The organism is Kribbella sp. NPDC051586 (assembly GCF_044453965.1).
Taxonomy (GTDB): domain Bacteria; phylum Actinomycetota; class Actinomycetes; order Propionibacteriales; family Kribbellaceae; genus Kribbella.
In genome coordinates, this window is the sequence record NZ_JBITDF010000003.1 from 1,635,624 (window position 1) to 1,651,290 (window position 15,667).

The 15,667-nt window shown below is 69.2% G+C and carries 13 protein-coding genes; 5 read left to right on the plus strand and 8 right to left on the minus strand.

Annotation, left to right across the window (positions count from 1 at the left end; genetic code table 11):
• Positions 1–93: 93 nt before the first annotated feature.
• The 5 genes from ACIA58_RS26465 to ACIA58_RS26485 are packed head-to-tail and all read right to left on the minus strand — an operon-like array spanning position 94 to position 4,515.
• The gene (locus tag ACIA58_RS26465) at positions 94–858 is read right to left on the minus strand and encodes an amino acid ABC transporter ATP-binding protein (protein WP_396406448.1); all 765 of its coding nucleotides are present in this window, start codon (positions 856–858) and stop codon (positions 94–96) included.
• Positions 855–1,781 carry an amino acid ABC transporter permease gene (locus ACIA58_RS26470; protein WP_396406449.1) on the minus strand — a complete coding sequence of 309 codons (927 nt, stop codon included), beginning with the start codon at positions 1,779–1,781 and terminating at the stop codon, positions 855–857. Before ACIA58_RS26470 ends, ACIA58_RS26465 begins: the two co-directional genes overlap by 4 nt.
• Position 1,782: 1 nt before the next feature.
• A complete protein-coding gene (locus tag ACIA58_RS26475; protein ID WP_396406450.1) occupies positions 1,783–2,730 on the minus strand; it encodes an ABC transporter substrate-binding protein in 948 nt (315 codons plus the stop codon).
• Between the two features lie 16 nt (positions 2,731–2,746).
• Complete coding sequence (locus tag ACIA58_RS26480; RefSeq protein ID WP_396406451.1) at positions 2,747–3,571, minus strand: deaminated glutathione amidase; 825 nt, start codon at positions 3,569–3,571, stop codon at positions 2,747–2,749.
• Positions 3,568–4,515, minus strand: coding sequence for a hypothetical protein (locus tag ACIA58_RS26485; protein ID WP_396406452.1), 948 nt, complete (start codon positions 4,513–4,515; stop codon positions 3,568–3,570). Before ACIA58_RS26485 ends, ACIA58_RS26480 begins: the two co-directional genes overlap by 4 nt.
• 109 nt (positions 4,516–4,624) lie before the next feature.
• Between ACIA58_RS26485 and ACIA58_RS26490 the strand changes: the two genes are divergently transcribed.
• Entirely contained in the window at positions 4,625–5,983 is a 1,359-nt protein-coding gene (locus ACIA58_RS26490; protein WP_396406453.1) for an aminotransferase class I/II-fold pyridoxal phosphate-dependent enzyme, read from the plus strand.
• A gap of 1 nt (position 5,984) precedes the next feature.
• Here the strand turns inward: ACIA58_RS26490 and ACIA58_RS26495 are convergent, their stop codons facing one another.
• On the minus strand, positions 5,985–6,818 hold the full coding sequence (locus tag ACIA58_RS26495) for an acyl-CoA thioesterase (protein WP_396406454.1): 834 nt from the start codon (positions 6,816–6,818) through the stop codon (positions 5,985–5,987).
• Between the two features lie 37 nt (positions 6,819–6,855).
• Complete coding sequence (locus ACIA58_RS26500) at positions 6,856–7,770, minus strand: proteasome assembly chaperone family protein (protein WP_396406455.1); 915 nt, start codon at positions 7,768–7,770, stop codon at positions 6,856–6,858.
• Between the two features lie 176 nt (positions 7,771–7,946).
• Here ACIA58_RS26500 and ACIA58_RS26505 point away from each other — a divergent pair, with 176 nt between their 5' ends.
• From ACIA58_RS26505 to ACIA58_RS26515, 3 genes are read left to right on the plus strand one after another with little or no spacing between them, the layout of a single operon-like run.
• On the plus strand, positions 7,947–8,960 hold the full coding sequence (locus ACIA58_RS26505) for a hydroxyacid dehydrogenase (protein WP_396406456.1): 1,014 nt from the start codon (positions 7,947–7,949) through the stop codon (positions 8,958–8,960).
• Complete coding sequence (locus ACIA58_RS26510; RefSeq protein WP_396406457.1) at positions 8,957–10,888, plus strand: DUF2264 domain-containing protein; 1,932 nt, start codon at positions 8,957–8,959, stop codon at positions 10,886–10,888. The genes ACIA58_RS26505 and ACIA58_RS26510 overlap by 4 nt, the downstream gene beginning before the upstream one ends.
• Before the next feature lie 27 nt (positions 10,889–10,915).
• Positions 10,916–11,443 (plus strand): ferritin, encoded by a 528-nt coding sequence (locus ACIA58_RS26515; RefSeq protein ID WP_396406458.1) that lies wholly within the window; start codon positions 10,916–10,918, stop codon positions 11,441–11,443.
• Between the two features lie 44 nt (positions 11,444–11,487).
• Here the strand turns inward: ACIA58_RS26515 and ACIA58_RS26520 are convergent, their stop codons facing one another.
• Positions 11,488–13,416, minus strand: coding sequence for a DUF2207 domain-containing protein (locus tag ACIA58_RS26520; RefSeq protein WP_396406459.1), 1,929 nt, complete (start codon positions 13,414–13,416; stop codon positions 11,488–11,490).
• Between the two features lie 119 nt (positions 13,417–13,535).
• On the opposite strand from ACIA58_RS26520, the gene ACIA58_RS26525 reads away from it, so the two are divergent.
• Positions 13,536–15,662: an elongation factor G-like protein EF-G2 gene (locus ACIA58_RS26525; protein WP_396406460.1), complete on the plus strand. Its 2,127-nt coding sequence runs from the start codon at positions 13,536–13,538 to the stop codon at positions 15,660–15,662.
• Positions 15,663–15,667 lie beyond the last annotated feature (5 nt).

Here is a 15,667-nt window from a genome sequence, read left to right on the forward strand (position 1 = left end):
CCCCGGGGCTTCGGTAGACAGAAAGTGTCAGCGCGCCGAGACGAAGTCCGGCGTCGTCGTGACTACTGCGCGCTGCATCATGCCTCCACGGTATCAGAGAAATCGGGACAGGAAAGCCCGAGTTCGCTCGTGCTGTGGATTGTCGATCACCTGCTCCGGCGTGCCCTGCTCGACCACCTGTCCGGCGTCCATGAACACGACCCGGTCGGCCGCCTCGCGGGCGAACGTGATCTCGTGGGTGACGACCACCATGGTCAGTCCGGCGCTGGCGAGACGCTTCATGGTCGCCAGCACCTCACCGACGAGCTCGGGGTCGAGGGCCGACGTCGGCTCGTCGAAGAGCATCAGCTTCGGGCGCATCGCCAAGGCCCGGGCGATCGCCACCCGTTGCTGCTGGCCTCCGGACAGCTGCCGCGGGTACGCCTTCTCCCGGCCGGCCAGCCCCACTTCGGCGAGCAGCTCGACGGCTCGCGCGGTGGCCTCCTTGCGGCTCTCGCCGAGGGCGGCGATCGGCGCCTCGATGATGTTCTCCAGCGCGGTCATGTGCGGGAACAGATTGAACTGCTGGAACACCATTCCGATGTCCCGGCGCCGCCGCGCGATCTCGTTCGGCGGCAACTCGTGCAGCCTTCCGTTGCGTACGTCGTACCCGACGTCGCGGCCGTCGACGGTGATCCGGCCGGCGTCCAGTGACTCCAGCAGATTGATGCATCGCAGGAAGGTGGACTTGCCGGATCCGGACGGGCCGAGGACGACGACCGTCTCGCCCGAGGTGACGTCGAGGTCGATCCCGGACAGTACTTCGGTGTGCCCGAAGCTCTTGCAAACACCGCGCGCCTGCAGAACCGCCGTACTCATGCAGCACTCCCTTGCCGAGGCCGGATCCGGAGGAAGTCCCAGAAGCTCGGCGTCTGGTGCCGCGCGCCCCGGCTGTAGTGCCGTTCGATGAACGACTGGACGACGTACAGGACCGAGGTGACCGCCAGGTACCACAGGCAGACCACGATCAGCATCGGGATCGTCTCGAAGGTCCGGTTGTAGATCGACTGCGCCGTGTAGAGCAGGTCCGACAATGCGATCACGCTGACCAGCGCTGTCGCCTTCACCATGCTGATCACCTGGTTGCCGGTCGGCGGCACGATGAACCGCATCGCCTGCGGCAGGATGACCCGCTTCATGATCCGCGCGTTCGTCAGGCCGAGCGCCTGCCCGGCCTCGCGCTGGCCCGGATCGACCGACAGCAGACCGCCGCGGACGATCTCGGCCATGTAGGCGCCCTCGTTCAGCCCGAGGCCGAGGATCGCGGCCAGCAGCGGCGTGATCAGCGTGTTCGTGTCGACGCTGGCGAAGACCGGGCCGAACGGGATGCCGAGGTTCAGCTTCGGCAGCAACGCGGACAGGTTGTAGAAGAAGATCAGCTGCACCAACGTCGGCGTACCGCGGAAGAACCAGATGTACAGCCCGGCTGCCCCACGCAGCAGCGGATTGGCCGAGATCCGGCAGACGGCGAGCAGCACGCCGAGGACGACGCCGATCACCATCGCGACCACAGTCAGCATCAGCGTGATGCCGAGGCCACGCACGATCGACTCGGCGCGCAACCAGGCCCAGACCACGTCCCAGCCGAAGTTCTCGTTCGTGACCAGCATCTTCACCAGTTGCGCGGCGAACACCAGGATGACGAACGCCGCCAGCCAGCGCCACGGGTGCTTGCGATGCGCCGCGTTGCGGACGTCGAGGTCCAGCCCGGCGGCCGGAGCGTCTTGCACCGTTGTTGCCATGTCAGCTCTTCCCGAGGTTGAGGCCGGGGGTGGACAGCTTGTTCTGCTCCAGCCCCCACTTCGCCATGATCGCGTCATAGGCGCCGTTGGCATGCAGTTTCTGCACGGCGGCAAGCAGTACGCCGGCCAGCGGTGAGCCGATCGGGACCAGCGCGCCCTGGAACAGGTCCTGGAAACCGTTGCCCTTGCCAACGCCCGCCAGTTCCAGCTTGCCACCCGACTGCGCGACGAAGTACGTCAGCGGAGCCTGTGAGGAGAAGAAGGCATCCGCGCGGTCGGACTGGACCGCAAGGATCGACGACGGCTGGTCCTTGTAGGACTGGACCGCCACCGCCGGCTTCCCGGCGGCCACGCATTTCGCCGACTGCGCCTTGATCACCTTCTCGGCGGACCCGGCCGCCATCACACCGACGCGCTTGCCGCAGGCGGTGTCCAGGCCGTCGATCCCCTGCGGATTCCCTTTGCGGACAGCGAAGACGACGTACTCCTGGACGTAGTCGATGAAGGTCGCCTGCTTCTGCCGCTCGACGAAGTCACCGGTCGGCCCGAGATCGAGGTCGTAGCGTTTGGCCTGCATCCCGGACAGCACGCTGGCCAGCCCGTCGACGGTGGCATGCTCGATCCGGACACCGAGCAATTGGCTGATCGCCTGCGACAGGTCGGCGGTCGCACCCTGGATCCCCGCGCCCTTGTCGGCGCCGACGATCACGTACGGCGGGAACGACCCGTTGTTGACGGCAACGATCTTGCCGGCCGCGCGGATGTTCGCCGGCAGCTTGGCCTGCAAGGTCTTGTCGACCTGCTGCCGCGGGATCGCGGCGGCTGCGGCCTTCGCGCCGCCACCGGTACTGGTGTCGACCGGGTCCGCGGTGCAGCCGGTCAGGCCGAGCAGGGTTGCGGCCAGAACGGCGAGGGTGGTGCTCCGGGCATTGAACAGGGGGATGGACACGACTACTCCTACGGCTTCAGCTGGTGGGGACGGCTTCGACCGGTCGAGGGGTGGAACTGACCGAGAAGCGCCGGTTGATCAGAACCGGGAGGCGGCGCCGGGCGTCGATCAGACGCTGCTGGGAGACGACGGCCGTGATGGTGGCCGGTTCCTCTCCTGCCTGGGCCAGGGGGACGCCGAGGGGATCGACGACGAGGCTCTGGCCGATGTTGCGTTGACCGCATTCGCCACTCGCCACGACGTACACCGTGTTCTCCAGCGCGCGGGCGGTGACCAGAGTCTGCCAGTGGTGTTCCTTGAGCGGTCCCTTGACCCACGCGGCCGGCAGGACGAGTACGTCCGCGCCCTCGAGGGTGAGGAGGCGGGACAGCTCCGGGAACCGCACGTCGTAACACGTCATCAGTCCGACCTTGAAACCGTTGACGTCGATCAGCTCGGGTACGACGTCGGCCGGGGTCACGTTGTCGGACTCCAACTGGTTGAACGCGTCGTACAGGTGGAGTTTGCGGTACAGGCCGGTGATGTCGCCGTTCTTCAGCACGACAAGGGTGTTGTAGGGCTTGTCGTTGTCCGACTTCTCGTGGATGCCGACGACAACGGTGACGTCAAGGCCGGCGGTGGCTTGCCGCAATCCCGAGACGAACGGCCCGTCGAGCGGCTGGGCGTGCTCGCGGATGCGCTCGCGCTCCTCGATGAAGCGTGCGAGCACACCTTCGGGGAGCACCAGGAGGTCGACGCCGTCGGCATCGGCCTGCTTGATCAGCTGAGTCGCCGTGTCGAGGTTCTCCTGCCAGTCGATACTCGCGACGAACTGCGCGGCCGCGACTCTCAGCGTACTCATGCGATCTTCTCCAACGGGTCGATCTGGTAGGGAAAGAGGTCCTCGGCCGGGACAGGGCGGTCCAGCAGCTCCTGGGCGACGAGCTGGTCCTGGAACGCGGCGACCATCCGCCGATCGGCCGAGACGCCGTACGGCATCCAGTCGGGGCCGAAGACCTTTGTGGTGATGCCGACTTCCTCGTTGTGCCACGGGGTGATGTCCAGCAGCTTGTTCCGCCGCTGGAAGCTGAGCTGCTTGGCCTGCTCGAACAGGTCCATCAGCTGCTGCGCGGTCTCGGGCCGGAGCGCTTCCTTGCGCAGGGCGAGCAGATGGATCCCCGGCACGAAGCCGTGCCGGCCGTAGTACGCACGCTCCTCGGCCCGCGCGTCCCGGAAGAGCGTCCGGTACGGCGAATCCGCCGCATGGAACCCGGGCGGCATGAACGGGGTCATCACCGCGTCCAGTTCCTTTGCCAGCAGGAGATCCACGAGTCGCGCACCGTCGGTGGTGTGCCGGATGTTGTTGCCGACAGCAACACCGCCGAGGCGGTCGACGACCGGGTGCGCCGCGGTGAGCGGCCCGACCTGCCAGTCGGCGTCGTCGATGCCGACGCCGGCCTCGGCCAGCACCGCCCGGGTCCAGGTGTTGCCGCTGTCCGGCCAGCCGGTCAGGCCGATCCGGGCGCCCTTCAGGTCCGCCGCGGTCTCTGCGGCCGCATCCCGCCGGACGATGATGCAGCGGTGCCGGAAGCCCCGCATCAGGAAGATCGGCAGCGCGACCACCCGGTCGTCGCCGGCGGCGCGGGCCCGGACGTAGCGGCTGAACGAGGTCTCGCCGCCGTCGTACTCGGGTGATCCCCACAGGTCCGGCGTCGCCTCCAACCGGCTGACGGTCGGTCCGGGGACATCGCCGAGGGCCAGCGGGATCACGTGGTCCCAGTGGCGGACGCCGAGATGAAGCTTCACGCGCTGTCAGTCCTTCGCTGCCGGGGTGGATTGGCCGGTAGCCTATGTTCAGCCCAACGTGTTGAACATAGATTCAGAATGTTACTGATCAAAAACCGAGAGGCTCGCGATGGCAGACGACGTACCACCGCAGGACGGGCCGACGGTCTCCTCCGCCTGGCTGGCCGAGCAGATCACCGAGGCGAGCGCGGCCGGGATCGCGGCGGCGATCTCCCGGCTGGTCCGGCACGGTGACCTCGCCCCACAGACCAGGCTGCCGACCGTCCGCGCGCTGGCGCCCCGGCTCGACGTCAGCCCGGCGACCGTGTCCGCGGCCTGGGCGACGCTGCGTAAGCAACGTGTGGTGGCCGGCGGCGGACGGCAGGGCACATGGGTGCTCGGCGGGCTCGCAGTCCCCCGCCCGGCCCGCTACGAGAACATCTCCCGCCTCTGGCCGGATCAGACTCTCAACCTCACCCGTGCAGTCCCGGATCCTGCCCTGTTGCCGAAGCTGGAGCGTGCGTTCGTCCAGGCGTTGAGTGACCCCGACGTCCACTCGTACGAGGTCGTCTCGATCAGCGGCCCGCTCCGCGCCGCCGTCGAACGCACCTGGCCCTTCAAGACCGACCACTGGATGTGCGCGAACGGCGGCTACGAGGGCTTGCTTCTGCTGATGCGTACGACCGTCGTGCCCGGCGAGCACGTGGCCATCGAGGATCCCGCGACTCCACGGCTGCTGGACATCCTCGACAACGTCGGCGCGCGGGCCGTCCCGGTCGCGACCGACTCCGAAGGCCCGATCCCGGCGTCCTTGCGCGACGCGCTCGGGCACGACCCGGTCGCGTTCGTGTACGAGCCGCGGAGCAGCTCACGTCTCGGCGCCTCGGTGACGCCGTCACGGCGCGACGAGCTGGCGGCCTTGCTGGCCGGGACGGACACGCTCGTCATCGAGGACGACGGACTCGGCGACCTGAGCGCCTTCGAGTACCACGGCGTCGCCGAGGTGCTGCTCGAGCAGAGCGTGCTGGTCCGCAGCTATTCCAAGTCACACTCCCCCGATCTACGGCTCGGCGTGATGGCCGGCGCCGCGGAGCCGATCGAGCGCGTGCGCGTCTACCGTCAGTTCGGCTCAGGCTGGACCAGTCGCGTGCTGCAGAACGCGCTCGCCTGGCTCCTGGAGGACGAGGCCTCGATGAGCACGGTCGCCGCTGCACGCACGACGTACCGAGAACGGCGAGAGCACCTGATCAAGCTCCTGGCCGACCGCGGCGTCGAGGCGCACGGCGTCGATGGAATGGCGGTCTGGGTGCCGGTCCGGAGCGAGCACGAGGCACTACTCGTCCTCGCCTCCCACGGAATCGCCGTCGCCGGCTCCAGCGCGAGCTGGACCCGCCCCGGCCCACCAGCCATCCGTGTCGCCACTGGCCTTCCGATCCCCCACCCGACCCAGGTCGCCGACGCCATCGCCCTCGCCGTACAGGCCAGGTAGCTCAGAGGTCCAGGCCGACCGGGCGGATCAGACCTTCTTGGGCAACCGATGCGATCAGGTTGCCGGTCTGGGTGTAGAGGCGGCCGGTGGCGAAGCCGCGGGCACCGGAGGCTGACGGGGACGACTGGTCGTAGAGGAGCCATTCGTCGGCGCGGAACGGGCGGTGGAACCAGAGCGCGTGGTCGAGCGATGCCGGCTGGATGCGGCGGTCGCCGATGACGATGCCGTGCGGGAGGAGACTGGCGCCGAGCAGGGTGAGGTCGCTGGCATAGGCGAGCACGCACGCGTGCAGCGCGGGATCGTCGGGAAGCTTGCCGGCGGCACGGATCCAGAACTGGCGACCGGTCAGCCCGGCAAGGCGTACGTCGAGCGCCGCCCACTCGCGATCCCAGTCCGCGGCGGGCCGGCCCGAGCGCGCCTCGAGGACGGTCGCGAGACGCGGCGCCTCCTCCGGCGGTACGACGTCGTCCGGCATCGGGTCCTGGTGATCGAGGCCGGGCTCCGGGCGCTGGAACGACGCGGACATGTAGAAGATCGGCTTGCCGTTCTGCGACGCCACCACCCGCCGGCTGCTGAACGAGCCGCCGTCGCGGGTCGGTTCCGGGCGGTACACGATCGGTACGGACGTGTCGCCGGCGCGCAGGAAGTACCCGTGCAGCGAATGCACGACACGCTCGGGGTCGACCGTCCGGCTCGCAGCGGCCAGCGCCTGCCCCAGCACCTGGCCGCCGAACACCCGTTGCATCGAGGTCTGGGGCTGACGGCCCCGGAACAGGTCGACGTCGATCATCTCCAGGTCGAGCAGCTCGACCAGATCCTCCAGCGACTCAGGCATGCCTCATCCTGACAGGCGTGCCCGCGGCCGTCACAACCTAGTCGTTGTCCTCGCGGTTCAGCTCGGCGAGGAACTGCTCCACCTCGGCGCCCAGCTCGTCGGCGGACGGCGTGGAGTCGGCCAGCAGGCTCTTGCGGCTGAGCGAGCCCTCGGCGGCGTCGTACTGCGTTTCGAGCGCCTTGACCACCGCGCTCGCGTCGTCGGAGGCCTCTACCTGCTCGTCGACCAGCCGACCGGTGACGGCGGCCTCGTCGAGCAGGGCCTTGCTAGGGAGGAGCAGGCCCGTCGCAGCGGAGATCGCGTGCACCAGGGCCAGCGCGGCGCCGGGGAAGCGATTCTCGGCCAGGTAGTGCGGGACGTGTACGGCGAAGCCCATCGCGTCCTTGCCTGCTTCACCGAGCCGCACCTGCAACATCGTGCCGGCGCTCGCGGGCAGCACCATCTCGCCGTCCCAGATGTTCGACCGGGTGACGAGCTCGGGCCGGGTCGCGTGCGCGGTCAGGCCGAGCGGCCGGGTGTGCGGCACGCCCATCGGGATGCCGTGTACGCCGATCGTGAGCGTCACGTTGTACCGCTCGATCAACTGGCGGATTGCCCCGGCGAACCGGTCCCAGTGGTTGTCCGGCTCGACGCCCTCGAGCAGCAGGAACTCGACACCCGCGTCGTCGGTCACCACGTGCAGGCTCAGGTGCGGCGGGGTGTAGTCGGTGAACCGGTCCTCGGCGAACGTCACCTCAGGCCGCCGGGCCCGGTAGTCGTGCAGCAGATCGACGTCGAACCGCGCCAGCAGCCGGTGGTCGAGCACCTCGAGCAGGTGGTCGGCGGTGACCCGCCCGGCCTGGCCCGCGTCCATGAACCCGTCCAGCGAGTGCACCATGACCTTCGGCGTCGCCGCCGGGCCGGTAGCCACCGACTCGTCGACGATCTCGTAGAGGTCGTCCGGTCGCAGCATCGTCGTTCTCCTTCACGCGGTCGTCAACAGGGCGGGTTGAGCCCCTCTATCCTGCCGTTCACCGAGTCCAACGCCGTCACTCGGGGCACAAATTCCGGCTGCGGCGAAGATTCAGGATGTTCCACGACCCGGCGGTCGGCGAGACAGTTGGGAAAGCGCTTGCTAGGTTGGTCGTCGTGAGCGAACCAGATTCCGCCCTGACCGTCATGCTGGCGATGCACGACGACGCCATGGCCCGCGTCCTCGTGCCGCGGGTCCGGCAGCGGCTCGAGGCGATCGCCACCGTGCTCCCGGTCGGCCCCGGGACGAGCTTCCTCGCCGACCCCGCCGTGCGGGCTGCCCTCCCGGACGTCGACGTACTGCTCACCGGCTGGGGCTGCCCGCGGATCGGGCCGGAGGTGCTGGACGAGGCGCCGAAGCTGCAGGCGATCCTGCACGCGGCCGGCTCGGTGAAGGCGATCGTCGACCCGGTCGCGTTCGACCGCGGCATCCAGGTGTCGTCGGCGGCCACCGCGAACGCGCAGCCGGTCGCCGAGTTCACGGTCGCCGCGATCGTGCTCGGCGGCAAGCGCGCGTTCCGGCTCGCGGCGCAGTACCGGACCGAACGGCGCAAGGCGGACCCGCACGGGATGCCGGGCAGTTACGGTACGACGGTCGGCCTGCTCGGCGCGTCACGGATCGCGAAGATGGTCGCGGAGCGGCTGCGCGGGTTCGATCTGGAGGTCCTGATCAGCGACCCGTACCTGACCGCGGACGAGGCGGCGGCGCTCGGCGCCGAACTGGTCGGCAACGACGCGCTGTTCGAGCGCAGCGACATCCTCAGCGTGCACGCGCCGCTGATCCCCGAGACGGTCGGGCTGGTGGACGGACGGCTGCTCGGGCTGCTGAAGGACGGCGCGGTGCTGATCAACACCGCCCGCGGCCAGATCATCGACGCCGACGCGCTGCTGAACGAGTGCGTGTCCGGCCGGATCGACGCCGTCCTCGACGTCACCGATCCCGAGCCGCTGCCGCCGGACTCGCCGTTGCTCGACCTGCCCAACGTCTTCGTCACCCCGCACGTAGCCGGTGCCGTCGGCAACGAGATCGCCCGCCTCGGCGAACTGGCCGTCAGCGAGCTCGAACGTCTCGCAACCGGTCAGCTCCTCCAACACGCCGTCACCGCCACCGAACTCGGAAGGCTCGCATGAGTCGCCTCGTACTGCCCGACACCGACCGCGTCCTGTCCCGCCAGACCGGGTGGAGCCGGGCGCACTGGGAGGCGCTGGCGGATCACCTGCTCGACTCGCTCGTGCCGTACTTCTCCCCCGGTGCGTCCCTGGTCGAGCTGCCCGGGCGGCCGAGCCGATCGGGTACGGCGTCGGACGCGTTGGAAGGCTTCGCCCGATCGTTCATGCTGGCCGCGTTCCGGATCGCCGGCGTCCAGGGCAAGGGCTGCGAGGACCTGATCGAGCGGTACGCGCGGGGCGTCGCGAACGGGGCGAACCCGGACCACCCTGAGGCGTGGCTGCGGCTCACGCCGAGGTCGCAGCAGATGGTCGAGGCCGCGGCGATCGCGGTGTCGCTGCACGAGACCCGCGAATGGATCTGGGACCGGCTCGACGCGCGTGCGCAGGAGCACGTGGCGGAGTGGCTCGGCGGGTTCAACGGGTCCACGACGCACGACAACAACTGGCGGCTGTTCCAGGTCGTGAGCGAGCAGTTCCTGGCGTCGGTCGGAGCGCCGTACTCGCAGGACGACATCGACGGCGGGCTCGACCGGATCGAGGACTGGTACGTCGGCGACGGGTGGTACTCCGACGGCGACGGGCAGAACTTCGACAACTACATCGGCTGGGCGATGCACCTCTACCCGGGGCTGTGGGCGCGGATGGCCGCGGCGACGCCGGGTGCGCAGTACGAGGACCGGCTGAAGCTGTACCGCGAGCGGATCAAGCTGTTCCTGGAGGACGCGGTGTACCTCGTCGGGAACGGCGGTGCGCCGGTCTACCAGGGGCGGTCGCTGACCTACCGCATGGCCGCGGCAGCGCCGTACTGGATGGGCGCACTGTTGGACTCGACTCCGTTGACGCCCGGGCAGACGCGGCGGCTGTGCTCGGGCATCGCTCGGCACTTCGTCCAGCACGGCGTGCCGGACGAGCGTGGCGTGCTGACGCTCGGCTGGTACGACACGTTCCTCCCGACGACGCAGCAGTACTCCGGACCTGGATCGCCGTACTGGGCCTCGAAGGGGTTCGTCGGGCTGATCCTGCCGCCGGAGCACCCGGTGTGGGCGGAGCCGGAGGACTCGATCCCGCTCGACGACGCCGATCAACTGCGGGCGATGCCGAAGCCGGGGTGGATCCTGCACGCGAGCCGGCACGACCAGGTCGTGCAATTGGTGAACCACGGCGCCGACCACGCGCCGGTGGCTGAGCCCGAGGGTGCGGAGCCGGCGGGCGATCCGCACTACAACCGGCTGGCGTACGCGAACCACGCGGGCCCCGACCTGTCCGACCACGAGCCGCACGTCGACAACCTGATCTCGCTCGTCTCCCCTGACGGTGTCGCCAGCGGGCGCGGGCGGATCCGGCGGCTCGGGGTGGACGAACACACGGCATCCTCGTGGCACAAGGCGTGGCTCGGATCCGAGGGTCCGTGGGCGATCGAGGTCACCTCCGTGGTGCACAGCGGATGGGAGATCCGGTGTGCGCTGGTCGAGGGACCGGCCGGGGCATCCGTGCGCAGCGGCGGGTTCGCGGTCGCCGGCGAGTCATTGCCGTCGGCAACCGTCAGGGACCGGGCGGCGTCGGCGCGGAACGACGACGGGTTGGTGTCGGCGGTGGTCGGCCTGCACGGGTACGACGGGGCGGGCGTACATCGCGGGCTGGGCGTGAATCCGTTCGGCGCGCACTCGGCCACGCCGTACCTGACCGCACCGCATCGCGGCGAGCCGTTGGTGCTGGTGAACGCCGTACTGCTGACGCGGGACGCGTTGCGGCCGGGAGCACTTGCCGAGGGCATCGATGTGACCGTGGACGGGACAACGGTGCGGGTCGGCCTGCCCGGCGGTGGCGTCGAGGTGGTCGAACTGGGACGACGTCCAATCGCTCAGGTCAGGCTCACCAAGCGTGTGTAATCGGTCGGTGGCCACTACATTGACGCCATGAGCACGTACGAAAAACTCCTGCAGGAGCAGATCCGGAACGAATTCACGGCGTCACAGCAGTATGTGGCAGTGGCTGTCTGGTACGACGACCAGGATCTGCCCCAGCTGGCCGGGCACTTCTACAAGCAGTCACTGGAAGAGCGCAATCACGCGATGATGATGGTCCAGTACCTGCTGGACAAGGACATCCGGCCGCAGATCCCGTCGGTGGGCGAGGTCGAGTCCGACTTCACGACCGCGCTCGAGCCGCTCGAGCTCGCGCTGGCGCAGGAGATCACCGTCACCAAGCAGATCGAGACGCTGGCCCGGACCGCGCGCGACGAGAGCGACTACATCGGCGAGCAGTTCATGCAGTGGTTCCTCAAGGAGCAGGTCGAGGAGGTCGCCGCGATGAAGACCCTCGTCAACGTGGCCAACCGCGCCGGCGACAACCTCTTCCACCTCGAGGACTTCCTGGCCCGCGAGGTTGTCGGCGTCACCGACAGCGACCCCACGGCTCCCCTGGCCGCCGGCGGAAAGGTCTGACCGGCCGGCAGCCGGCACCGTCAGACCCGGGGGGCCAGGGCGCGCTACCAGCTGCCGCCGCCCCCGCCGCCGCCTCCACCGCCGGAGGACCCGCCACTGAAGCCTGACGAGCTGCCGCCTCCCCCGCCCGAGCTGGACGGGGTGGGCGGCGGGTCGAAGGTGCTGGCGACGGTCGAGCTGACCGCGCCCGCGGTCCAGCCGGAGGTGTAGTAGGACGGGCCGTAGTACCAGACCGGGTCAGGGGTGATGCGCCCCGCGGCGACCAGTTGCTCGCACACCCGCTGCCAGCGATCCGCGATCCCGAAGGCGATGGCCCAGGGCAAGTACTTCGAGAAGATGTCCTCGCCCTCCTCGAACCGCAGCTGGTCCGCCTCGGCCGTCGCCAGGTACTTCTCGAAGCCGGCCAGCTGGTCGGTCACCGCCCGGCCGGCCGGGTTCCGCTGGCCGCGGCCGCGGATCCCGATCCAGATGCCGATGGCAACGATCACCGCGATCACCGGGATCGCGATCACCACCGCCCGGCCCGCGCCGCCGGTCGCCGCGGCGGTGATCGTCCCGGCGAAGCCCGCGCCGACCACCCAGATCCCGATCATCGCCATGCAGGCGCAACCGAAGCCGCTCCGGAACGGCGATCCGCCGCCGGCACGCGGCATCCGCAGGTACCACCCGCGCTGCTTCACCTGCTCGCGCAGCGCCCTGATCATCTCGTTGTGCGCGTGCCGCATGGTGTTGTCCCCGACCGCGCCGCGGCGGAGCAGCACCTCCGACCCCGGCTGCAGCGTCGGGAACAGGCCGGACATCAGTGCCTGCTCGTGCGGGGCGGTCGCGACGGCGGGGTTGAGCAGGACGGCCTTCTGCGAGTCACCGGTGTTGTCGATCCGTACGCCGCCGCGCACCGCCATGTCGATCAGCGTCGCGGCCGTCTCCACCGTCGTGGCCTTCGCGTCGATCAGCAGACCGCCCTCGGCGACCGGGATCCTCGGCGGCGAGAACGCGACCGGCAACTGGTCCTTGCTGAGGTCGTCCTTCACCGGCTCGGCCGCGACCCCGTCCGGCGGGAACGTCCCCGGCGGCATCCCGGCGTACCGCTGGTCCTTGTTGCCGAACTTCGCGTAGCTGGCGGCGAGGACGATCGCGATCGCGGTGACCAGGCCGGCGCCGATGAGCGAGAGCCATGACAGGCCGTTGCGCTCCAGCCAGTTCGGCGGGTCGACCAGGATCGGTGTGTCGTTCTGGACGGCGCCCGCGGTGATGCCGGCGACGATCGTGAGCTGCTGTCCCCGGTCGAGCTGGGACGCGCCGAACACGCCCTGCTGACCGACGAGCGACTTCTGCGGACAGGTCTGCGTCGAGCCGGCCTCGCCGGCGAAGCAGTCGACCTGGGTCACGCCCTGCGGGACGGTGACATTGACCGTGACCTGGTCGATCACGGCCGACCAGGCGCTGCCGGTGGCGTCCCAGTACAGCTCGCTGTGGTCGGCGAAGTGCCGCAGCGCGCCGCGGACGTCGTACGAGATCACGTACGTCGCCTCGTCGCCGGGGACCGTGCTGCTCGCCGAGCCGATCTTGATCTGGGTGTTCTCGTTGCGCTCCTTGTTCTCCGTGAACGTGTCCACGGAGAACTCGGAACTGACCCCGGGCGTCGGCGAGTCGACCTTGATGTTCGAGACCTGATACTCCTGGTCCTTGGAGTCGTCGTCCTTGTACGGCTCGCGGGTGACCAGATCCCGGTAGATGCCGTGCCGGCCGGTGCTCCCGAAGACGTAGTCGATCGTCTCCTTCACCTGCAGAACGCCGTCAGCCGTGACGGTGTAGTCGATCTTGAAGTTCCTGATCTCGTCACCCGCGTCGGCCATCCCGGCATTGGCCGGAACGGCGAATCCGGCCAGTGCCAGAACGGCGACCAGCATGGTGATGACGACCCCGAGCACCTGCTCGCTACGGCATGGAATCGGGAGACGCGCTCTAAACATGGCGGCGACACTACAGAGCGCAAGGGTCCGGCGGTGGGAGGCGGACACGAATCCGCGACCTGAAGACTCTTGTGCGAAGTGTCGGTTAGGGGAATCGTGGGTGGACCAGGAGGAACGTCATGGCAGACAAGACGAATGCTTCCCAAGGCACCGGAGCCGCGCCCGCTGTGGACAGCCCGGCCGCCATCCGCAACGTGGTCCTGGTCGGCCCGTCGGGCTCCGGCAAGACCACCCTCGTCGAGGCCCTGCTGGTGGCCTCCGGAGTCCTGAACAGACCCGGCACCGTCCTGGACGGAACCACGGTGTGCGACTACGACGACGCCGAGGTCCGGCAGCAGCGCTCGGTTGGCCTGTCGCTCGCCTCGCTGCCGCACGACGGCGTGAAGGTCAACCTGATCGACACCCCGGGGTACGCCGATTTCGTCGGTGAGCTGCGGGCCGGACTGCGTGCGGCCGACTGCGCGCTGTTCGTCATCTCCGCCAGTGAGGGCGTCGACGAGCCGACCAAGGCCGCCTGGCAGGAATGCGCCGAGGTCGGGATGCCGCGGGCCGTCGTGATCACCAAGCTCGACCACGCCCGGGCCAACTACCAGAACGCGCTCGCCACCGCGCAGGCCGCGTTCGGCGACAAGGTCCTCCCGCTCTACCTGCCCGCCGGCGACGGGCTGATCGGGCTGCTCTCCCAGTCGTACTTCGGGTACGCCGGGGGCAAACGCTCGACCTCGGCGCCGGACGCGGCGTACGCCGACGAGATCGAGGAACTGCGCGGCACGCTGATCGAGGGGATCATCGAGGAGTCCGAGGACGAATCGCTGATGGACCGCTACCTCGGCGGCGAGGAGATCGACCAGAAGGTGCTGATCGAGGACCTCGAGCGCGCCGTCGCCCGCGGCTCGTTCTTCCCGGTCGTTCCGGTCTGCAGCGCCTCCGGGATCGGCACGTTCGAGCTGCTCGAGGTGATCACCAGCGGCTTCCCGTCGCCACCCGAGCACACCATCCCCGACGTGTTCAACCCGCACGGTGTCGCCCGCAAGGGACTGGCCTGCGACCCCGACGGGCCGCTGCTCGCCGAGGTGGTGAAGACGACGTCGGACCCCTACGTCGGCAGGGTCAGCCTGGTGCGGGTGTTCTCCGGCACCATCAGGCCCGACGCGACGGTTCACGTGTCGGGCCATTTCACGTCTTTCTTCGGTGAACACAATTCTCATGAGGACCACGACGAGGACGAGCGGATCGGCGCGCTGTCGTTCCCGCTCGGCAAGACCCAGCGCCCGGCCGGGACGGTGGTCGCCGGCGACATGTGCGCGATCGGCCGGCTGACCCGGGCGGAGACCGGTGACACGCTGTCCGACAAGGCGGAGCCGCTGCTGCTGAAGCCGTGGAACATGCCCGAGCCGTTGCTGCCGATCGCCGTCCAGGCGCACGCGAAGACCGACGAGGACAAGCTCGGTGTCGGGTTGCAGCGCCTCGCGGCAGAGGATCCGACGCTGCGGATCGAGCAGAACCCGGAGACCCACCAGATCGTCCTGTGGTGCATGGGCGAGGCGCACTCCGACGTCGTACTGGACGCTCTGTCCAGCCGGTACGGCGTGACCGTCGACACCGTGGAGTTGCGGGTGCCGCTGCGGGAGACCTTCGGCGGGAAGGCGAAGGGCCACGGACGGCATGTGAAGCAGTCCGGCGGCCACGGTCAGTACGCCGTCTGCGACATCGAGGTGGAGCCGCTGCCGCAGGGCGCAGACTTCGAGTTCGTCGACAAGGTGGTCGGCGGGGCGGTGCCGCGGCAGTTCATCCCCAGCGTCGAGAAGGGCGTGCGGGCGCAGATGGAGAAGGGTGTCTCCGCCGGGTATCCGATGGTGAACATCCGCGTCACGTTGCTCGACGGGAAGTCTCACAGCGTCGACTCGTCGGACATGGCGTTCCAGATGGCCGGCGGGCTGGCACTTCGCGAGGCCGCCGCGGCGACGAAGGTGAACCTGCTCGAGCCGGTGGACCTGGTGTCGGTGCTCGTGCCGGACGATCTGGTCGGCGCGGTGATGAGCGACCTGTCCGGGCGGCGCGGGCGGCTGCTCGGCACGGACAAGGTCGGCGACGACAGGACGCTGGTGAAGGCCGAAGTACCGCAGGTGGAGATCACCCGCTACACCATCGATCTCCGCTCGCTGTCCCACGGCGCGGCCACCTTCAGCCGTCAGTTCTCCCGGTACGAGGCGATGCCGGAGTCGGCCGCGTCCAAACTGAAGTGAGCTAG